The 21,155-nt window shown below is 47.8% G+C and carries 18 protein-coding genes; 6 read left to right on the top strand and 12 right to left on the bottom strand.

Going from position 1 to position 21,155, the window contains the following annotated elements:
- Positions 1 to 2: 2 nt before the first annotated feature.
- From KJS52_RS06605 to KJS52_RS06630, 6 genes are all read right to left on the bottom strand, one after another.
- Positions 3 to 905: a carbohydrate ABC transporter permease gene (locus KJS52_RS06605; RefSeq protein WP_213513967.1), complete on the bottom strand. Its 903-nt coding sequence runs from the start codon at positions 903 to 905 to the stop codon at positions 3 to 5.
- Between the two features lie 189 nt (positions 906 to 1,094).
- Positions 1,095 to 2,567, bottom strand: a complete 1,473-nt coding sequence (locus KJS52_RS06610) for an ABC transporter substrate-binding protein (RefSeq protein WP_213513968.1) — start codon at positions 2,565 to 2,567, stop codon at positions 1,095 to 1,097.
- 41 nt (positions 2,568 to 2,608) lie between these two features.
- Positions 2,609 to 3,532 carry an N-acetylmuramic acid 6-phosphate etherase gene (gene murQ / locus KJS52_RS06615; protein ID WP_213513969.1) on the bottom strand — a complete coding sequence of 308 codons (924 nt, stop codon included), beginning with the start codon at positions 3,530 to 3,532 and terminating at the stop codon, positions 2,609 to 2,611.
- Between the two features lie 1,128 nt (positions 3,533 to 4,660).
- Positions 4,661 to 5,524 carry a MurR/RpiR family transcriptional regulator gene (locus KJS52_RS06620; protein ID WP_213513970.1) on the bottom strand — a complete coding sequence of 288 codons (864 nt, stop codon included), beginning with the start codon at positions 5,522 to 5,524 and terminating at the stop codon, positions 4,661 to 4,663.
- A 38-nt stretch (positions 5,525 to 5,562) separates the two neighbouring features.
- Positions 5,563 to 6,921, bottom strand: coding sequence for a (Fe-S)-binding protein (locus tag KJS52_RS06625; protein WP_213513971.1), 1,359 nt, complete (start codon positions 6,919 to 6,921; stop codon positions 5,563 to 5,565).
- Between the two features lie 4 nt (positions 6,922 to 6,925).
- Positions 6,926 to 8,341 carry an FAD-binding oxidoreductase gene (locus tag KJS52_RS06630; protein WP_213513972.1) on the bottom strand — a complete coding sequence of 472 codons (1,416 nt, stop codon included), beginning with the start codon at positions 8,339 to 8,341 and terminating at the stop codon, positions 6,926 to 6,928.
- Positions 8,342 to 8,453: 112 nt separating this feature from the next.
- Here KJS52_RS06630 and KJS52_RS06635 point away from each other — a divergent pair, with 112 nt between their 5' ends.
- Entirely contained in the window at positions 8,454 to 9,167 is a 714-nt protein-coding gene (locus KJS52_RS06635) for a FadR/GntR family transcriptional regulator (protein ID WP_213513973.1), read from the top strand.
- 25 nt (positions 9,168 to 9,192) lie between these two features.
- Positions 9,193 to 9,420, top strand: a complete 228-nt coding sequence (locus KJS52_RS27335) for a hypothetical protein (RefSeq protein WP_246563256.1) — start codon at positions 9,193 to 9,195, stop codon at positions 9,418 to 9,420.
- A 327-nt stretch (positions 9,421 to 9,747) separates the two neighbouring features.
- On the opposite strand, the gene KJS52_RS06645 is transcribed toward KJS52_RS27335, so the two are convergent.
- The 4 genes from KJS52_RS06645 to KJS52_RS06660 all read right to left on the bottom strand — a co-directional run bounded on the left by KJS52_RS06645 (position 9,748) and on the right by KJS52_RS06660 (position 12,755).
- Positions 9,748 to 10,269, bottom strand: a complete 522-nt coding sequence (locus KJS52_RS06645) for a DoxX family protein (protein WP_213513974.1) — start codon at positions 10,267 to 10,269, stop codon at positions 9,748 to 9,750.
- 177 nt (positions 10,270 to 10,446) lie between these two features.
- Positions 10,447 to 11,547 carry a PAS domain-containing sensor histidine kinase gene (locus tag KJS52_RS06650; RefSeq protein WP_213514434.1) on the bottom strand — a complete coding sequence of 367 codons (1,101 nt, stop codon included), beginning with the start codon at positions 11,545 to 11,547 and terminating at the stop codon, positions 10,447 to 10,449.
- Positions 11,540 to 12,202 (bottom strand): response regulator transcription factor, encoded by a 663-nt coding sequence (locus KJS52_RS06655; protein WP_213513975.1) that lies wholly within the window; start codon positions 12,200 to 12,202, stop codon positions 11,540 to 11,542. The genes KJS52_RS06650 and KJS52_RS06655 overlap by 8 nt, the downstream gene beginning before the upstream one ends.
- 103 nt (positions 12,203 to 12,305) lie before the next feature.
- Entirely contained in the window at positions 12,306 to 12,755 is a 450-nt protein-coding gene (locus tag KJS52_RS06660; protein WP_213513976.1) for a hypothetical protein, read from the bottom strand.
- A 185-nt stretch (positions 12,756 to 12,940) separates the two neighbouring features.
- On the opposite strand from KJS52_RS06660, the gene KJS52_RS06665 reads away from it, so the two are divergent.
- From KJS52_RS06665 to pflA, 4 genes are all read left to right on the top strand, one after another.
- Positions 12,941 to 13,699: a Crp/Fnr family transcriptional regulator gene (locus KJS52_RS06665; RefSeq protein WP_213513977.1), complete on the top strand. Its 759-nt coding sequence runs from the start codon at positions 12,941 to 12,943 to the stop codon at positions 13,697 to 13,699.
- 915 nt (positions 13,700 to 14,614) lie between these two features.
- Entirely contained in the window at positions 14,615 to 17,206 is a 2,592-nt protein-coding gene (gene adhE / locus KJS52_RS06670) for a bifunctional acetaldehyde-CoA/alcohol dehydrogenase (protein WP_213513978.1), read from the top strand.
- A 35-nt stretch (positions 17,207 to 17,241) separates the two neighbouring features.
- Positions 17,242 to 19,503, top strand: a complete 2,262-nt coding sequence (gene pflB / locus KJS52_RS06675; protein WP_213513979.1) for a formate C-acetyltransferase — start codon at positions 17,242 to 17,244, stop codon at positions 19,501 to 19,503.
- On the top strand, positions 19,503 to 20,291 hold the full coding sequence (gene pflA, locus KJS52_RS06680; RefSeq protein ID WP_213513980.1) for a pyruvate formate-lyase-activating protein: 789 nt from the start codon (positions 19,503 to 19,505) through the stop codon (positions 20,289 to 20,291). The genes pflB and pflA overlap by 1 nt, the downstream gene beginning before the upstream one ends.
- A gap of 118 nt (positions 20,292 to 20,409) precedes the next feature.
- Here pflA and KJS52_RS27660 read toward each other — a convergent pair whose 3' ends face one another.
- Together KJS52_RS27660 and KJS52_RS06685 are read right to left on the bottom strand one after the other, a co-directional pair.
- The gene (locus tag KJS52_RS27660; protein ID WP_281425565.1) at positions 20,410 to 20,538 is read right to left on the bottom strand and encodes a hypothetical protein; all 129 of its coding nucleotides are present in this window, start codon (positions 20,536 to 20,538) and stop codon (positions 20,410 to 20,412) included.
- An 81-nt stretch (positions 20,539 to 20,619) separates the two neighbouring features.
- Complete coding sequence (locus KJS52_RS06685) at positions 20,620 to 21,153, bottom strand: hypothetical protein (protein WP_213513981.1); 534 nt, start codon at positions 21,151 to 21,153, stop codon at positions 20,620 to 20,622.
- Positions 21,154 to 21,155 lie beyond the last annotated feature (2 nt).

A 21,155-nucleotide genomic window follows, 5' to 3' on the forward strand; every position in this document is an offset into this window, starting at 1 on the left:
TCCTAGTATTCTACGTCGTTGCCAAAGAACTTGAATTGAATGAATGAAATGATCGCAATAATGAAGGCAAGAACAAGAGATTGTGCTGCCGCCTGACCAAATTCGAAATATGTGAACGCGTTGTTAAAGATTAACAGCCCTACCATCGTTGTCGCATGGTCTGGTCCTCCACCTGTCATCAAGTACGCATTTTGGAATACCTGGAAGGAACCGATTACCCCAGTGACAAGCAGGAACAGCGTTGTTGGCTTAAGGAATGGAATGACGATGAACCATAGTTTTTGAAAAAAGTTTGCCCCGTCAATATCAGCAGCCTCATAATAGCTTTTATCAATTCCAAGCAAAGCAGCTAAGTAAATGATGATCGCTGTACCGTGACTGGACAGCCATGACATAAGTACGAGTGAGAACATCGCCGTTGAACTGGAGCCAAGCCAGTTTTGATTACCGATGCCAAGCATGCTGATCAGTTGATTGGCAATCCCTGATTTAAGCGGATCGAAAATCCACAGCCATACAACCGCAAGCGCGACGCCTGAGGCAACAGCTGGCAAATAGTAGATGGCTTTAAATACCGTTTGCGTTCTCTTTTTGAACGGCAAAATCAAGATAGATACAATAAAAGCAAGAAAAATATTGACTGGCACAGTTAAAATTGTATAAACAGCTGTGTTTTTCACAGCCTTCCAAAACAATTCTGAAGCAAAAGAGTCTTTAAAGTTTTCTAGCCCAACGTAGGTGGAACCTAGTGGTCGATATTCCTGCAAGCTGATAATAAAGGCACTGATCACTGGATATGCAGTAAATAGACTAAACACTACTAGTGCTATTGCAATAAAGGCATATCCCCAAGCTGAATCACCTTTGATTTTTATTCTTCGTTTCGTTGCTAGTGTTTGATTCATTGGGCGGCACCTCTCTTCTTGGAACAATCCATACGTTATCCTTCATCGTTATATGCTGAACAATTTTGCGGTCATCCAGCGCTTGGGAGCAAAGACTTCCTCCAGCCGCTTTGCAAGCTTCGGAATCGCTTTGCTCCCTCGCTGTTTATTCGTTTAGTGACTGCCCTTTAGCATGGGTAGCAAAAGAGCTTAGTCTACAACGACTCCATCTTCACCGAATGATTTGACTGCTGCAGCTTTCACCGCATCATACATATCTTGAGGTGTAATTTCTCCAGCCAATAGCGCTTGAAGCTTAGGGATAATAACTTCTGTTTCGATTTTAATCGCTTCAGCAGCAAGCTCAGTTGGAATATCTGTGCGGTTTGGCAGTGCATGAGACATCATAATTTCGTCAGCCTTCACGTTGTCTTCATTGCGCTCATAAACTTCAACCAGCTCAGCAGTGCGTGCAGATTTCGTAATAGGCGCAAGGAACAGCTCGTTGTTGGCATTAGCGGCTACTTTACCAGAAGCCAGATAGTAGGTCGCAAGCGCTACGTTTTTCGTATGCTCTTCAGTCGGCTCTTTTTTGCCGCGGAACGTTACATATCCGTCAACAACTGTAGTTGGCACATAGTCTGCACCGTTAAAGGACGGTACTGGAAGCGCGATATATTCAGCTTCAATCGAATCTGCTACTGCAGAGCCGTCATTCGCTTTAATTTTTTCGTTGTTCAAGCGAGCAGAGTTTTCAAAGCTTGCAAGACCTTTACCAGTAATCATCGTTTGACCAGTCAAGAACATATTCCAGCGTTTGCCGGCATCAATCGAGCTAAGCTCTTTCGGCATGGAACCATCGTCGATCATTTGACGAATCGCTTCTAGCAGGCCAAGGAAGTTTTTGCTTGTGTACGTAAATTTCAAATCTTTGTCGAAGTAGTCTGGAAGACCAGCGGATTTCGCCATAATGCTCAAATAGTCTTTCGATGTAACACCTGCTGTTGCGAATACAAAGCCGTAACGCGTAGTGTTGCCGTTAGCATCTTTTACAACACCAGCTTTAATCGCTTCGCGGAACTCCTCGTAGGTCCAGCCGTTTTGTTGTACGTTTTTCCAGTCAATGCCTGCTTCTTCAAGGAATTGCTTGTTGCCGCCAATGGAATGGACAGCCATGTATGCCGGCAAGCCGTATTGCGCATCGCCAAGCGCCATGTATTGATATGGAACCTCATCAAAATCTGCCTTCATTTCATCAGTCAATGCGTTGCTGATATCAAGCAGCATGCCCAGGTTCGCATATTTGGAAATTGAAGCGGAACCGATATAAGCGATATCTGGTGGAGATCCTGCATTCACTTGTGTATCAAGCTTTTGTGTCATGTCCTCCCAGCTCGCCGGCTCGATTTTCAACGTCAAATGCGGATAAAGCTCATTGAATTCCTTCTCCATATCAGCAAATCTCGCTTGATAATTTGCAGATACAGGCGGCAGCAAAGCTGTAATTGTATCTTTTTCCGGCTCAGAGCCTGACGTGTTGTTGCCAGTAGAAGACGAGTTGTTAGTCCCTGTTTTATTGTTGGAAGCATTGGAGTTGCCATTGCTTCCGCCGCAAGCTGCAAGCAGTGAAACAAGCATCGTTACTGCCAAAAATAGAGATAAAACACGTAATCTTTTTTTCATAGATAGTACCCTCCTCAATTTTTGTAATTCTTTCAGCTTTCTCACTTCTGATTGATGCTCTGCTCAAGCGAGTGAATAGCTTGCTTGAGTCTGCCCTGATGCTGAGCGAGCACCTCCTCTGCTTCTTTCGCATCTAACCCCGTTTTAATCATCATAATCGCCAGTTTACAGTTCATAGATGCTTGCTCAAGCACTGCTTTAGCGGTAGTAGCATCCACATCAGTTGTTTGCATGATGATACGAATTGAGCGATCCACCAGCTTGATGTTGCTTGCCTTCAGGTCAACCATCAAATTGTTGTACGTTTTGCCAAGCTTCACCATCGTGCAGGTCGTCAGCATGTTGAGCACCAGCTTTTGCGCAGTTCCGGCTTTCAGCCTTGTCGAACCACCAATAACCTCTGCACCAACAACGGGAGCGATGCAAACATCTACAACAGGCTCCAGCTTTGAGCCTTTATTATTGCAAACCCCTATTGTAGCTGCTCCCAGCTCTTTCGCCTTCTCGAGCGCAGCAATGACAAATTGCGCGCTGCCGCTCGCCGAAATGCCCACAACCGCATCTTTCTCTGTAACGCCAGCATTAAGGATCAAGGAGATTCCATCTTCACCGTCATCCTCGCAGCCTTCAACCGCATTTCGCAGCGCATAGTCTCCACCAGCGATATAGCCTTGAACGAGCGAAGGATCCGTTCCGAAGGTTGGGGGACATTCCGAAGCATCCAGTACACCCAGACGTCCCGAAGTCCCTGCTCCTATGTAAAACATTCGTCCACCATTCGATAACCGATGATGTAGAATATCTACCGCTTTCGCAATACTTGGAATTTCTTTGGCTACTGCTGCGGGCACCAGAGCATCTTGCTGATTCATTAGCTGCACCATTTGCTCCGTTGTGCATTCATCGATCATGAACGTCTCTGGGTTAATTGCCTCTGTTGTTAATCCCGCAAGGTAGTCATTCATAGCCATCCTCCTCATGTCGATAAAATATAACGCTATAATTACGAGGAATGTTAGGTTAACTTACAATCCTTATACTTCTATAGTAAATCAACCACATGAAAACGTCAATACTTTTCGAAATAAAATTTCATAAAAAAATATTATTCTGAGGTTTTATTTCAAGATTCGATTAAATCCATCTCATTTTCTCATGGTTCCGTTTTCATTTTCTAATATATGGCATATGTTGGCGTTTACAAAAATTGTAAGCGTTTGCTTTTGGCTGCGACAAACGAAGCTGACAAATGTAACCAATCTTTTGCAAAAATAAACAAAGGCACTGGTCTTTTCTACAAGACCAATGCCTTTGTCATATTTTATTACACCGCTCCGGAGCAATGCATCCTCAAGTCGCTTTTTAAATCGTAATACTCTTATTTGAAATATTTATAGGTTGCATTACGATGTTAAAGGCGACACACTCCGTTTTTCAGCGCTCCGGAGCAATGCATCCTCAAGTCGCTTTTTAAATCGTAATGCTCTATTTGAAATATTTATAGGTTGCATTACGATGTTAAAGGCGACACACTCCGTTTTTCGGTATGCATTGCTCCTCCGCTGGAGCTTTTTTGAGTGCAGGGCCAAGAAGACTGTCAGAGTAGAATCGCTGCGGCGAATGCTACATGAGCACCGCAGCCTTCGGTAGTGTGACATATTCGTCGTCGAATACGCTACAACGCGCTACATCGTCATCAAAGTCCAGTTTTTTTAAACTTCATCTTCCAATAAAAGTTTAAAAAGTTCGGCTTTCAGGACCAAGAAGATGGCACGATACTAGAAGGCGAGGAGCGCAGCGTAGGCACTTGCTACGTGAGCACCGGAGCCTTCGGTAGCGTGACATATTCGCCGTCGAATACGCTACAACGCGCTACATCGTCATCAAAGTCGAACTTTTTAAACAACCTCTTCCAATCGAGGTTCAAAAACTGGGCTTTCAGGACCAAGAAGCTTGGACGCTAGTAGAAAATGAGGAGCGCAGCGTAGATAGACCTACGTGAGCACCGGAATTTTCGCTAGCGTTCAAGATTCGCCGTCGAATACGCTCCAACGCAAACGCATCGTCATCAAAGTCCAGTTTTTGAACTTCCTCTAATATTTGAGTTTTTTTGTTACAATATTATGCGTCATCGTCAAATACTTCTTCACGCTGTCGTATTCTGCGCTGGCTACTCCAGCAAACAAAATGTCGATTACAGTCAGCATCGCGATGCGTGAGCCCATGGCGCCGCTTCTGATCGTCAGCTCAGGGGTCGAGATGCTTAGTACAATATCAGCACGCTCGGCGAGCGCGCTTTTATGGTATTTGGTAATAGCAATGCAGGTCGCTTTATTTTTTTTCGCAATTTCAAGCGCATCCAATATTTCAATCGTAGCGCCAGAGTTGGAGATAAAGATCGCCACATCATCCTCTTCAAGCAGTGTAGCAGCAGTTAATTGACTATGGCCATCACGATAAGCATGACAAATTTTATTAATCCGCGAAAACTTTTGTTCTCCGTCCATGCAGATTAAGCCGGATGCTCCGACACCAAAAAAGGCAATGCGCTTACACTCGCGAAGGATATCGACCGCCTTGGCAATTTCCTCTCGGTCAATTACGCTTAAGGTGTCATCGATGGACTTGCGATTGTTCAAGGAAATGTTCGCTATTATAGTGGATAGCTCATCTCCTGGTCTAATGTCGGTGTACTGCACCTTCATTTCGTCATCACGCGAGCCAAGCGCAGCAGAAATGCTGACGATAAAATTGCGATATCCGCTGTAGCCTAGCGTCTTGCAGAAACGCAGAACGGAAGCGTCACTTGTCTTGCTTGCTTGTGCAAGCTCTTTAATCGACAGATGAGGAATCTCTTCTGTGTTTTCCAAAATATAGTCGCCTACCATCCGTTCAACGGGAGTGAGGCTCTCTCTCATTTCGCGAATTTTGATCAGTACATTGTCATATAAACTCATAATCTACCTACTCTAGCTTAGATTTATAATCACAATTGCTATTTTGAGAATAGCATTCGCTCGTGCAAAAAGTCAACAATATGCATCGCTTTCATTGGTTCACTTGGAAGATGCTTGTCAATTCCCAGCTTCATTTGCAGCAGGCAGCCAGGATTACTGGTCAGCATATAGCTGGCAGAGGTTTGTGCAGCATGTTCCATTTTATGCTCCAGAATAGAGCCTGCCATCTCCGGCTGCACGACATTGTACACGCCTGCAGAGCCGCAGCAGCGGTCTGCTTCCTTCATTTCGATAAATTCCGTACCTGCTACCTGCTTCATCAGCACGCGCGGTGCGCTGGAGCCCTTCATCACATTGCGCAAATGGCAGGAGTCCTGATACGTCACCTTAACAGGCTCAGCGCTTGAGCGCTCGGCAAACTGCGGCAGCCGCCCTTTCTCCACAAGCAGTGTGCTAATGTCTATAACGCGCGATGCAAACCATTTCGCAGCCTCTGCATACTGCTGATCCTCCTGCATCAAATGGTCATATTCTATCAGCAAAGCGCCACAGCCGCCCGCATTGGAAACGATATAATCAACACCGAGCGATTTGAACGTATCGATATTAATGGCAGCAAGACTGCGAGCATCCTCCATTTCGCCGCTATGCGCATGCAGGGCGCCGCAGCACACCTGCTCCTGCGGAATGTAAACATCAAAGCCCGCTTCAGTCAGTAGCTCAACCGTATTGACATTCGTATCTGCAAACATCACATCCATAATGCAGCCGCGGAACATTGCAACCCTGGCAATCGCTTCTCCTTTCGCCGGTACAAATGTGCCAAGCCGTTCAACAACTCCTTTGCCGCTTGCCGGCGGCAAAATGCCCTCCATTTCCCGCAAATGCTTCGGAAACAGCTTCATCGCTCCTGTTTTGTGAGCCAAACTTTGCATGCCCGATTTCTGGTAAAGCGCCAAGGAATGACCAAGCAGCTTTAAATTGCCCCGCTTCGGAAACAGCGCCTTGAATAATGTTTTGCGCATCAGCTTAACCGGCAGGCTATGGCTGGCATGCTGCTCAATCGCCTCCTTCGTCTGCTCGATTAATTGACCGTATTTGACATCGGCTGGGCAAGCAGGCTCGCAGGCACGGCAGCCAAGACACAGGTTCATCTGATCCTGAAATTGCTGATCCGGCTCCATCAGCCCGTCTACCGCCGCCTTCATCATCGCTATGCGGCCGCGCGGCGAAGCAGGCTCCATGCCTGTTTCCTTAAAGGTTGGACATGCAGGCAAGCAGAAGCCGCAGCGCATGCAATTCGTCAGCTGGTCATAATCAAGCTTTTCCAGCAAGGTACGGGCAAGCCGATTTTTGTGCTCAATATTTGGCTTTCCCAGTTTGCTTGCGTTATCCATTGTGCTAGCCATGCTGAATCACCACTCTTTTCTTCGTTTCCTTGGCAAACATTTTATTCGGGTTAAGGATGTTTTGCGGATCAAACGCCGCTTTAATGCCCTTCATTATCTCAATGCCAGCCGTACCAACCTTCCATTCCAGGTATGGAGCCTTTACGATGCCAACGCCATGCTCTCCCGTAATCGTGCCGCCAAGCGCAATCGCCGCCTCGAAAATTTCTGCAAATGCCTCCTCAACACGATGCACCTCCTCCTGATCGCGCGCATCGGTCGTTGCAGTTGGATGGAGATTGCCATCGCCAGCATGGCCGAAGGTGGCAATGCTCACGTTATACTTTTTCGCGATCGCATTTGTTTTCAGCACCATATCGGCGATTTTTGAGCGCGGTACCGTTGCATCCTCGAGAATCGTCGTCGGACGCAGTCTTGCCAGCGCGGTAAAGGCGCTGCGGCGTGCTGTAAGCAGCTGCTCTGCCTGCTCGCGCGTTTGCGCCATTTCAATTCGATCCGCCTGCTCCTGCTCACAAATATGATAAATGCTGGCCATGTCTCGTTCTACAACCTCCGGCTCGCCATCCTGCTCTATGATCAGAATCGCTTCCATATCGCGCGGCAAGCCGATTTTAGCAAAATCGTCGACGACCTGAATCGTCGCGTTATCCAATATTTCCAATGTCGCCGGAATAATTTGCTGCTTAATAATGCTGGATACGGTGCGCGCTGCGCCATAAATATCCTTGTACATGGCAACCATCGTTTTTTTCGTTTTCGGCTTTGGTACGAGCTTCAAAATCGCCTCTGTTACAACAGCAAGCGTGCCTTCTGAGCCAACAAGTAGCTTGGTCAGATCATAGCCAGCAACATCCTTCGTCAGCTTGCCGCCCGTTTTCAGCACCTCGCCGCTTGGCAGCACCGCGGTCAAGCCCAGCACATAGTCCTTCGTTGTGCCGTATTTCAAGCCGCGCAGGCCGCCTGAGCATTCGGCAATATTTCCGCCAATCGTTGATATTTTCATGCTGCTTGGATCAGGCGGATAGAACAAGCCCAGCTCCTCGACATGAGTAATAAATTCCCCAGTAATCACACCTGGCTGAACGGTTGCCGTCAAATTTTCCATGTCGATCTCGATAATGCGGTTCATGCGATGCATAACCATTACAATGCCGCCGCTAACCGGCGTCGTGCCGCCACACAGGTTGGAGCCGGAGCCTCTCGTTACGACAGGTATCACATATTGGCTGGCTATGCGCATAATTTCACTCACTTGCTCGGTAGTCTCGGGGTAGATGACACCGTCAGGCAGCGCTTGCAGCATCGGCGTCCCGTCATAGGAATGAGCGATAAGTGCTTCTTGATCGATGCGAAAATAAGCATCGCCTACAATCGACTTTAATTGCTGTACTACTGATTCGTTCAGCATGGTACATCCTCCATTTCGGTAAATTGAACAGGTCATCTGATGACTTTTCATTGCTTATAGTGTAAATTCGTTGTACAGTATAGTCAAGACGATGTTTTTCGGAGGAGACTGCATGCATTCGATAAAGGTTGAAACGGAAAAAGGGCATGAAATCGTGAAACGGATGATTTTAACGCAAATTCAGGAGGGCAAGCTGCAGCCAGGGGAACGGCTGCCTTCTGTCGTTGAGCTGGGCAACAGCTTCGGCGTCGGGCGCTCAACGATTCGCGAGGCTTTAAGCGCGCTGAAGGCGACTGGCTGGATTGAGGTCAAGCATGGCGGCGGCACATTTGTCAGCAAGGTTTTGCCAAGCGAGCAAGCGGAGAACAATGATCCGTTCCAGCAATCCGACAACATCCGCGAGCTTTTGGAGGTGCGTATTTGGTTGGAAAGCGGCTCTGCGGCTGCAGCAGCAAAGCGGCGCAATGAGCAGGATTTGAAGCAGCTATCCAGCATATTGGCGCAGATGGAGCAAGCAATTGCCAGCAATGACACTCAGCTGAGCGAGCGCGCTGATATTGAGTTTCATCTAGCGATCTCCTCCGCTTCACATAATGAGCTGCTGAATACGCTGATGGTCTCCCTGACCAGCAAGCTGGTCGAAACGATCGGCACTACCCGCAGGCTTAGATTTTTCGGAGACTCCTCATCAGCAACGCTGCTGCTTAAGGAGCATCAGGACATCTATAAGGCTATTGAGCAGGGCCAAAGCGAGCTGGCGAGCGAGCTTATCCAAACGCATTTGCTAAAGGTGCAGCAGGCGCTCAGCAGCAGTCTGCCGAACTGACCACATTTGAAAGGATGATTAGGATATGATATTAACCGTATTAAGCCATGTACGTACTAACAATTTTAGCGATCCGCAATTGCTGGATAAGCTGTCGCAGGCGTGGCAAAGCGCCTCTCGTTTGCTAGATGGCAGCAACACCGTACGCTCTGGCGTCTATCACCAGTATGAAAGCAACTATAAGGGCAACTATACATTAAGCATCGCAGTTGAAGCTGCCAGCCTTGCTGCTGATGCTGGCAGCCATGAATGATTAGAGCTGCCCGATTCTGCCCATTATAAAATCTTCCCTGTTGATTCCAGCGACGAGCTTGGAGTTGTAAAGGCATGGCAGAACATATGGGAGCTTGAAGAAGCAGGTGCATTGAACAGAGCGTACACCTATGATTTTGAAAAGTATAATACTGACGGAAGCGTAGAAATACATATTGCTACTAAAGCTTTTTGATTTTCATTTAAAATCAGATTCAAAAAGCTGGGCTTTCGGGACCGAAGCAAAAAAGGAGCTGCTGCCCTTCAGCATCACTGCTGAGGGCGATAGCTCCTTTCTGTTAAAACCAATACTGCTAGCTTTACTGTGTTATGCTTCAACAGGCTTTGGCTTTTTGAATTTGGCAATCAACTTGCTGCCTACCTTTTCCTTCAGCCACGGATTTACGAAATGGTCACCGCCGAATTTGCCAGCATTGCCTGCTGCCAGAATAACAATAAAGCCGAGTAAAATCATAAACGGGTTCGTGCTCACTGTGCCGGCAAACATAAACATAAAGTTCATCAACAAGCCGAAAAATGCAGCGGGCAAGGTTAGTATCCCGGTAATTAAGCCAATGCCGACAAGCAGCTCGCCCCATGGAATAATGAAGTTAATGACATCAACCATCGGCAGCGCAGCATGCTCGATAAATGCGTTGTATACTGGATAAAGCACCTCCTCGCCTTTTGCTACCGGATTGGTAATCACATTGTTCAAGTAGCCTGTTGCATCAAATGTGCCCTCTGTTATTTTGCCCCATGCGCTCGTAATCCATTTATATCCAAGAATAATTCGGATGACCGCTACAATAACAGCAGCGTATTTGTTCTCTCGCCAAAACTTTAGCATATGAATCACTCCTTGTTTTTATCGCTGATCTAATCTTCTTTATGGCTTTAGTATATAGCGGGCACAACGGGGGGTATGTGATTAAAATCACAAATTAAGTGAAATTTTTCACTTTGTTCACAGCAGAGGAGCAAAGCATTCCAAAAAACGACTGGAGAATGCTTTGCTCCGCAGCTACTACTTAGGAATGGTAAGCTGAACGACTGTGCCTTGACCTGGAGCTGATGATATTTGCAGCCTGCCTCCAACGCCATGCGCCCGCTCCTCCATACTGAACAGCCCGACACCGCTGCGCTCCAGCTTGCTGCGATCAAAGCCAACACCTTGATCAGCTATTTTAATATGAACCTGCTCATCATTTTCTTCGAACACGACTTCAGCCTGCTCAACATCCGCATACTTTGCAATGTTGGTTAGCGCTTCCTGTATCGTGCGGTAAATAACCGTTTCCTTCATCGAGCTAAGCCGCCGCTTGATTTTCCCTTCCAGCTTAACGGCAATGCCAAAATGCTCCGAGTAGTTTTCTATGTAGGTGCGAATCGCTGGCTCTACCCCCAAATCATCAAGCACGGACGGCCGCAGCTGCCACGCCATGCTGCGCACATCCTGCATCATCCCGGCAACATGGGTTCGCAAGCTTTGCAGCTCGGTAAGCTCCGGGTGGCTGGCTACAATATGATCGATCTGAATCATAAAGGAGAACAGGCTTTGTCCAATTCCGTCATGCAGCTCGCGGGAAATGCGCTTGCGCTCCTCCTCCTGCACCTCCATCACTTTGACCATCATATCCTTCAGCTCTTTTTCCGCCAGCTTCAGGCTGGTAACCTCATTGCGGATTGCCAAGTACTGATAAGGACGATCCTCTTCATCCAGAAACGGAACAATCGTTGTGTTAACCCAATAATAAGAGCCGTCCTTGGCGCGATTTTTAATTTCGCCAGTCCATACCTTCCCGGAAGAAATTGTTCGCCACAGCTCAGTAAAAAATGATTTGGGATGATAGCCGGAGTTAATGATGCGATGGTCCTGACCAAGCAGCTCTTCCTTGCTGTACTTCGATATTTCAACAAATTTATCGTTTACATATTGTATTTTTCCTTTTATATCTGTAATCGCGACGATCGAGCTGACGCCTAGCGCATATTGGACGTCGATTAGCTGGATAAGCCGCTGCTTCGTGCGCTCAAACAGCTCCTTATCCTCCATTTGCTGTTCCAAATTGGCAAGCAGCAAATCCATTTGTTCGAATTGGTTGCGTTGATTGCGATTATTATTCATCTTCAAATTGCAACAGCCCCTTTTGCAATGCATATTTGATCAGCTCTGGTCGGGTTTTCAGGCCCAGCTTCTCCATCAAATGGCTTTTGTGGGTTTCGACTGTTTTAACACTAATAAACAGCTGCTGCGCGATTTCCTTATTTGCATAGCCTTTTGCCAGCCAGCTCAGCACTTCCTTTTCGCGCTCAGACAGCTGCTGATAGGCATGATCGTCGGCCGGATCAAGATTTTGCTGATGAATGAACTGGCTCATCAGCTTTTTTGTAGCAGACGGATACAGATAAGCGTCTCCGCCGGCAACAGCGCCAATTGCCGCGACCAGCTCCTCATGCGGCGCATTTTTCAAAATATAGCCAGATGCGCCTGCTTTAATCGCTTGAAACAAATACTGCTCATCATCATGCATCGTTAGAATTAATATATTTACTTCAGGCATAAGCTTCTTAAGCTCCGCTGACGCTGTCATTCCGTCCTTGCCATGCGGCATGCTTAAATCCATTAGCACAACATCCGGCTTTAGCTGCTGCGCCAAAGCGATCGCTTCATCTCCCTCGGATGCTTCGCCGATCACCTCAATTTCATTTCTTCCGTTCAGCAGCATCGTCAGTCCCGAGCGAACGACTGCATGATCATCACAAATAAGAAGCCTAATCATCGAAACAATCCCTTCAGCTTATGTTTCTTTTATTATAGCGTTTAAGCGCCTGAAAAACAGCCATCTTTCAAAAAAGGGATTGGTAAACGATCATTAGGCTCTATTATATTCTGTCTCTATTCGTGAACATGCTCTCGGCAGTGAGTTCCTGCACCAGTCTTGTACCCGCTTCAATTTGCTCAGGCTCGTACCTTCCCGCATGACGCTTGCCGATTAAAATCGTGTATGCATACCATTCGCTTTGTGCTGCAAGCGGCCAGGCCGCAGCATGGCGCAGCTTTTCTGTTACCATAATCGCTTCGTCCAGCTCTCGCATCAGCCCGTTGTCTGTGCGAAATTGCATGAAGCTGCCTGTGCGCAGCACTTCTCCAACCAAGCCTGTATGCGCATGCTGTCGTATTTTTTCTGTACGTTCGCTTATGCTGCCGACAACTGCATGCCAGCGCAGCTTTCTTGTCTGGCGATCCACTACGCCCAGTGCTGCTAGATCACTCGCCGTTACTGCTGATAGCTGCTGCAGCTTTTGCACGATGCTAATCGTAGCTGGAGTCATGCTTGTGCTCCTTTCTGACTAATTTGTCCGAAATCATACCGAATACCCTTATTATAAACATTGATTCGAACACTGTATGTCAGGGAAACACCTTAAAACGATGTAGGGAGATTCCCGATATTCAAAAAATATGCTTCCACGTATAGTAGAGATAAGGAAACTGTTCTGGAGGAGATGACACTTCAATGAGTATTTATTATGATTCGAATGCTGTGAAAATAAAACGACCGGACAGCAAGCATCGCCCTGGCTCGCTCAGCACTGTGTTTACCGATGAGCAGCTTGATCTGCTTGCATCTGTTATGCACGTTAAAAAATACTCTGCGGGTACTCATTTATTCTGGGAGGGCGATGAGGCCATCGCCGTTTACTGGATCATTAAAGGCCGCGTTAAACTTCGTAAATCGACGTCCGAGGGCAAGGATTTGCTGCTTTCCATCCTGCAGCCTGATGATATGATTGCTGATATTGATGCTTGGGATACGACGCATCGCTATACAGCCGAGGCGATCGACCAGGTTGAGGTTGGCATTATCCCCCGTCTGCAATTGGAAATGCTAATGTGCAAATATGGGGATCTTGCATATCGCTACGCGATGTGGATGGGCTTAATTCAGCGCAAAACTGAATCGAAGCTGCGCGATCTGCTAATGGGCGGTAAAAATGGCGCATTAGCATCGACGCTTATTCGGCTGTGCAACAGCTTTGGCGAACATGAACAAGACCATATACGGATTAATATAAAATTGACTAATAATGAGTTGGCGGAGCTGGTCGGTACTACTCGCGAGGGCGTTAACCGCCTGCTGGCAAGCATGAAGCGCGATGGCATCGTCACCAATGAAGCAAATGGCTGCATCAAGGTTATTAATCTGCCAGCGCTGAAGGATATGGCGGGGTGTCCTCTATGCCCAACATGCCCAAAAGAAATCTGCCGCCTTTAGATGAAGTCAAAAAATTGGGCTTTGATGACGAGGTTACTTCTCTGTAGCTTATTCGACGGCGAATCTTGAACGCTAGCGAAAACTCCGGTGCTCACGTAGCTTTTGCCTACGCTGCGCTCCTCGTTTTCTACTAGCGTCCAAGCTTCTTGGTCCTGAAAGCCCAACTTTTTGACCTCGATTGGAATGGTTAGTCAAAAAGTTGGACTTTGATGACGAGGCGCTGCTTCGTAGCAGATTCGGCGTCGAATATGGCCGTCTACCGAAAGTTCCGGTGCTTACGTAGCTTTGCTCTACTCTGCGCCCCCGCTTTATAAGCACCAGTGGAGAAGCAACGCAATCCAAAAAACGAACGTGAATCGCCTTTAAATACTAATGCAGCCTTCAACATTTAAGTAAGAGCATTAGCATCTAAAAAGCAACTGGATGATGCTTTGCTCCGTAGTGCTGAATGATCTAATGAAACTGGGTATCGCTATTTGCACCAAACTAGGACATACAATGCTCTAAGGAATCTACAACGTCTTAATATGCAAGTTTTACTGTGATTCAAGTGATTTCCTGCTCTTAGCGTTGTAAATATTCGTTAGATTTCCATGTAGCTCATTGCTGATTAATTAACGTTACCCAGATTCTTTAGACACTTCGTTATTCCGTAAATCCTTCAATATTCCTTAGAATCCTCTCCTGCCTCTTCCTGACCTGACTCCCCTCCCCACTTTTCGCATTTCTCGTATATAACGCCTTACTCGTTCCACTCCTTATCGTAGCAGCGTCGTCCCCTCAGCTTTTTTCACATTGCTGCCATCTGGCAGGCAATTGATGTTTTACTTTGTGATTTTTAGCACATCCTTTTTCGGGGTTTGCTTTTACAATAGAACTGTAGCATTCAAAGCGAATATGTAAGGAGGGAGAACGATGGCCGTTAAGGAGTCCAAGCTGCAGCATTTCCATAAAGATACGCCGTTGCTGCGGCAATGTCTGGAGCGCGCAGAAGCCGCTGTCCAGCAATATGCCAGCTACGAGCAATCGACTATTGATACAATCGTCCAGCATATGACGCTGGCTGGCATTCAGCGCCATATGGAGCTAGCCAAGTTGGAGCTGGAGGAAACCAGGCGCGGCGTTTTTGAGGATAAAATTGTACTGAACATGCATGCGACAGAAAGTGTTTATCACGCGATCAAATATATGAAAACCGTTGGTGAAATTGAAAACAATCATTATGAGGGCTATCAAATGATAGCCGAGCCAATCGGAGCCATTATTTCGATTGTAACTGGCGCCTCTCCTGTTTCGACGATTTTGTTCCAAGCGCTTATTGCCGTAAAAACACGAAACCCGATTATCTTTATGCTGCAAAAGGATGCGGTAAAAAGCAGCATTGAGGCCGTACAGACGGTGCATGATGCAGCCATTCTTGCCGGTGCTCCGCCTTATGCACTGCAATGGCTCGACAATTACACGCAATCGGAGCTTATGACTTGCATATCCCATCCTGGTATCGCTTTAATTATATGCAGCGGAGACGAGGCTGCGGCGAAAACTGCCAAGCAGCTCGGTAAAACAACAATGAGTGTAAGCTATGGAAATATTCCTTGCTATATGGATCGTACGGCTGATTTAAAGCAAGCCGTTACAGATATTATATTATCTAAAAATTTCGACAACGGAATGATCTTTACGTCTGAGCAAGCGCTCATCATCCATCAGGATCTTTACCAGCAGGCAGTGCAGATGATGTCTGTGCTTGGCTGTCATATTCTCGATGAGATCGAATGCGAGCTGCTGACGAGCACACTATTCTCGGAAAACGGCATGATGCGCCAATCGTTCATCGGCAAATCTGCGGCAGAGCTTGCTGCGGCAGCGGGCATTGAGGTAGCGCCAGATACGAAGCTACTCATTGCACCGCTTGATGAAGTTGGCGAGCATCAGCCGCTATCGCTAATTAAGCCTTGTCCAATGCTGGCATTATATGAAGCCGAGAACGACGAGCTGGCTTTGAAGCTTGCCCAGCAGCTGCTGGAGCTGGGCCAAGCCAAGCATTCAGCAGTCATCCATAGCCATGATGAAGCCGTGAAGGCCAAATTCGCCGAACAGCTGCTTGTGAATCGCTTAATTGTCAACGCTCCTTCCATTGAAGGCGCACTCAGCTTCCGCGACAAAGAGCTTCCGTTCCATGCACTGGGCTATCAGACATCATTTCATCCGCAAGGCGTCAATGCTGAGCTATTGCATTTAAAAAAGGTATCCAATCGCAGCGTCGAAATGCAATGGTTCAAAATCCCGCCGAAGCTGTATTTCTCAGCAGGGGCAACGCAATATTTAAGCAAAATGCCCGACATTAGCCGCGTCCTGCTCGTTACCGATCATTATATGGAGCAGTTTGGCTACGTTGACAAGGTGCAGTATTATTTGCGGAAACGCGCCAAGCCTGTGCAAATAGAAGTTTTCGCTGAAGTCGAGCACGAGCCAACGATTGATCTCGTTATGCAGGGAACGGCGCGCATGCACGCATTTCAGCCGGACTGCATCGTAGCGCTTGGCGGCGGATCGGTTATCGATGCAGCTAAAGCGATGTGGCTGTTCTACGAAAGTCCCGAAACGAATTTCGATACGATTAAAATGAAGTTTATGAATATTCGCAATCGCGTCTACAAATATCCGCATCTAGGCAAGCGCGCCAAGCTTGTGGCGATCCCGACCACATCGGGCACGGGCTCGGAGGTCACCTCGTTCGCCACGATTACCGATACGAGCAAGGGACAATCGAAGTACCCGCTTGCCGACTATGAGCTGACGCCGGATGTGGCAATAATCGACGCAGAGTATACGGCAAGCCTGTCCTCCACTGTAATTGCTGATACAGGCATGGATGTGCTGACTCACGCCATTGAAGCCTATGTTTCGATTATGGCCAATGATTTCAGCGATGGGTTGGCAATTAAAGCTATTCAGCTGGTGCTGGAGAACCTGGAAAAATCATTTGCCTCTGGCGACGCTGTTTCTCGTGAAAAAATGCACAATGCTTCAACGATAGCTGGCATGGCTTTTTCCAACGCATTTCTCGGCATTTGCCACAGCTTGTCTCATAAATTCAGCGCTGAGTTTGGCTTGCCGCATGGACGTACTAACGCGATTCTGCTGCCGCATGTGATTCGCTATAACGCTTCGCGTCCGACCAAATTTCAAAACTTTGCCAACTACAAGCATTTTCAGGCGGATGTGCGCTATGCCGAAATCGCCAGACTGGCAGGACTGCCTGCCTACACAACTAATGAAGGGGTCAACAGCCTGATCCTGTCCGTTAAACAGCTGAACCGTTCGCTCGGCATTCCTGAAAGCTTTCAGGAGGCGGGCATTCCATCAGCACCGTTTGAATCCAAGGTGGAATATTTGGCTGAGCGCGCCTTCGAGGATCAGTATACCAACTACAACCCAAGGCTGCCGCTCGTTGCAGAGCTAGCCGAGCTTTACCGTCAAGCCTTTTATGGCGAATTCAAATAAATTTGAAAGCTTACAACATCAAGGAGGAATGAACGATGAAAACTGTACAAATGCTGCAATCCGATAAAGGAGCTCACCGCCAATTCAAGCAAGGCGCATGGTCAGAGCAAATTGATGTAAGAGATTTTATTATCCGCAACGCGACCCCTTATTTGGGAGATGAGCAATTTCTCGCCTCGGCCACCAATGCAACGAATGAGCTTTGGGCGCATATTAGCCGCTTGTCTCGCGAGGAGCGTGAGCGTGGCGGTGTTTGGGATGTTGATACGAGCAAGCCTTCCACCATTACTTCACATGCGCCCGGCTATATCGACAAAGAACTGGAAAAAATAGTCGGCGTGCAAACCGATGCTCCTTTCAAGCGCTCCGTTCAGCCGTTCGGCGGCATTAAAATGGTGATCGACGCCTGCAAGGCGTACGGCTATGACATTCCGCAGGAGCTGGTCGACCTGTTTACCAACATTCGCAAAACGCATAACCAGGGCGTGTTCGATGCCTATACGCCTGAAATGAGACTGGCACGCAAAACGGCGATCATTACAGGATTGCCTGATGCTTACGGCCGTGGTCGCATTATTGGCGATTACCGCCGAGTCGCGTTGTACGGCGTCGATCGTTTAATTGCCGAAAAAGAGAAGGATAAAGCGTTAACCGAGCAGCTGCCAATGTCTGAGGACGTCATTCGCGAACGCGAGGAGCATGCCGAGCAGGTTCGCGCGCTACAGGAGCTGAAGGAAATGGCCGCCTCCTATGGCTATGATATTAGCCGTCCAGCGGACAATGCGCAGGAAGCGATTCAATGGCTTTACTTCGCTTACTTGGCAGCGATTAAGGAGCAAAACGGCGCGGCGATGAGCTTGGGACGCGTCTCAACCTTCCTTGATATTTATATTGAGCGTGATTTGCAGGAAGGCAGCTTAACTGAAGCCGAGGCTCAGGAGCTTTTCGATCATTTTGTCATGAAGCTGCGCATCGTCAAATTTTTGCGCACACCTGATTACAATGAGCTGTTCTCCGGCGACCCTACATGGGTAACGGAATCCATTGGCGGTATTTCGACGGATGGCATGCCACTGGTCACCAAGTCCTCCTTCCGTATTTTGCATACGCTCTATACGCTGGGGCCGTCGCCAGAGCCGAACTTGACCGTGTTATGGTCGAATGACTTGCCGCAAGCCTTTAAAGCCTACTGTGCCAAGGTTTCGATTGAAACGAGTTCGATTCAGTATGAGAACGACGATTTAATGCGTCCGATCTATGGCGACGATTACGGTATCGCCTGCTGCGTTTCGGCCATGAGAATCGGCAAGCAAATGCAATTTTTCGGGGCGCGGGCCAATCTTGCCAAGGCGCTGCTGTATGCAATTAATGGCGGCGTAGACGAGAAGCTGAATGTGCAGGTGTTCCCTGGTCAGCTGCCGGCATTGACAGGCGAGGTGCTCGATTATGAGCAGGTGATGGGCAATTACGAGCAGGTGATGGAGTGGCTGGCGGGGCTATATATTAACACATTGAACGTCATTCACTACATGCATGATAAATATTGCTACGAGCGCCTGGAATTCGCGCTGCATGACCGTGAAATATTGCGTACGATGGCATGCGGCATTGCGGGCTTGTCAGTCGTTGCTGACAGTTTGAGCGCGATTAAATACGCAAAGGTTTACCCGGTTCGCAATGAGCATGGCATCGCCGTTGACTTCCGCATTGAAGGCGACTTCCCGCAGTACGGTAACAACGATGACCGCGTCGATTCGATTGCAGTAGAGCTTGTCGAGCGATTTATGGGCATGCTGAAAAAGCATAAAACGTACCGCAGCTCGATCGCTACGCAGTCTGTCTTAACGATTACATCTAATGTCGTATACGGCAAAAAGACTGGTACAACACCGGATGGACGTAAAGCTGGCGAGCCTTTTGCTCCTGGAGCAAACCCGATGCACGGGCGTGATCGCAAAGGCGCGCTTGCTTCCTTGACCAGTGTAGCCAAGCTGCCATACGAGCATGCTTTGGATGGCATCAGCAACACCTTTTCCATTGTCGGCAAGGCGCTCGGTAAGGACGAATCAGCACAGCGCAGCAATTTGACTGCTATGCTTGACACCTATATGGCGCAAAAAGCGCATCATCTGAACGTCAACGTATTTGATCGCGAAACATTACAGGACGCTATGGAGCATCCCGAGCTGTATCCACAGCTTACCGTGCGCGTATCCGGCTATGCTGTTAACTTCATTAAGCTGACGAAGGAGCAGCAGCTTGAAGTGATTAGCCGTACCTTCCACGGGTCGCTCTAATGATCATAGCCAACGAGCTTCAGGCTCAAATTCAGCATGATCGGCAAGCCAAAGGACGGATTCACTCCTTCGAGTCCTTTGGCACCGTAGACGGCCCAGGCATTCGCTTCGTCCTTTTTATGCAAGGCTGTGCCCTTCGCTGTCAATTTTGCCATAATCCCGATACATGGGATACAACGACCGGCAAGGTTATGACCGTTGATGAGGTGATTGCCGAAATCGAGCCATTTATACCGTATTACCAGGCATCCTGCGGAGGCGTCACCTTCTCGGGAGGCGAGCCTTCGCTGCAGGCTCCTTTTCTCGCAGCGCTGGGGCGTGAGCTGAAGCGCCGCTATCAGCTGCATCTGGCGATGGATTCATCCGGATTTTGCGAGCCCTCGCATTTGCAATCAACTGGCTTGCTTGAGGTACTGGATCTTATTCTGCTTGATCTGAAAATGATTGACGAGCACAAGCATATGAAGCTGACAACACAATCCAACCAGCGCATTTTGCGGATGGCCGAGCATGTCAGCAAGCAAGGTAGCAAGCTTTGGATCAGGCATGTCGTCATTCCCGATGTTACAACCGATCCAGCTGATGTCGATAAGCTCGCGGCGGTCATTTCCTCGCTCGAAGCTGTAGAAAGGGTTGAACTGCTGCCTTATCATGAAATGGGCAAATTCAAATGGCAGCAGCTTGGCTTAACGTATGAGCTTGAGCATATTAAGCCGCCCAGCAACGAGCAGTTGAAAGGCGTTCAACAACAGCTGCAGCAGCAGCTTGACGTTCCTGTAAACATTTAAATTTGCGATGCTGCACTGTCAGCCTGCAAAGCAAAAAAATCCTCCGATGCCTGTGAAAATGCTGGCTCGGAGGATTTTTGTACATCCTTCAACAAACGATAAGTGCTCGAATACCCAATTACTTTGCTGATACAGCGCGAAGCAGCTCCTGCTTCTTTAGCGCATCAAACGCCTGCATAACGCTTTTTTGAATTTTCACCTTGTTATCGCCTGAATTTTTGTCAAAGCTTGGTTTTGCTGGATACATGGGAACACCTCCTCTCTAACAACCTTCCTAACTTGTATTATATAGCCGCGAAGCTAAATAATCTGTAACCAAACTTACAACTTATTTCGATTTTAAACGGTTTAAAAAATGGTGCAGCTCGGTAAAATTCGCTTTATAGATGTTTTCCATGCCATGCAGGCCTTCCCTATGCCCGCAATGCCGAGCGAATTTGCGATACAGCTGATTAATATAGGCAATGTCGGCTCGCGCCGTAAATATAACCGTATGCAGCTCGGGAGCCTGCTTATGCATCTCGTTGATCCAATCGCGAAAGCCATGCATAAACACTCTGCTGCTTCGCTCCTCCGGCGCAATAAGCGCTGAACTGAGATAAACGAGTCTGCCGTCAGCATCATAGGCAAATTCATCCTCACCTGTTTCATCAGCTGTGCGCCAATAATTTAGCGCACCAATCACTTGATCCCGCTCATTGTAGGTAAGAATAATCGAGGATTGCTCCAAATAATTTAATAAATGCAGCAGTGCTTCATCCAGCAGCATATCGCGCGAGAAATGCTCGCGATAGCGCACAAAGAAAGCCGAAAATTGAGCCTTTTGCTCATCTGTTGACGCCATAACTGAATAGCTGTACATCG

It is taken from the genome of Paenibacillus montaniterrae (assembly GCF_018403185.1).
GTDB classification, from domain to species: Bacteria; Bacillota; Bacilli; order Paenibacillales; family Paenibacillaceae; genus Pristimantibacillus; species Pristimantibacillus montaniterrae.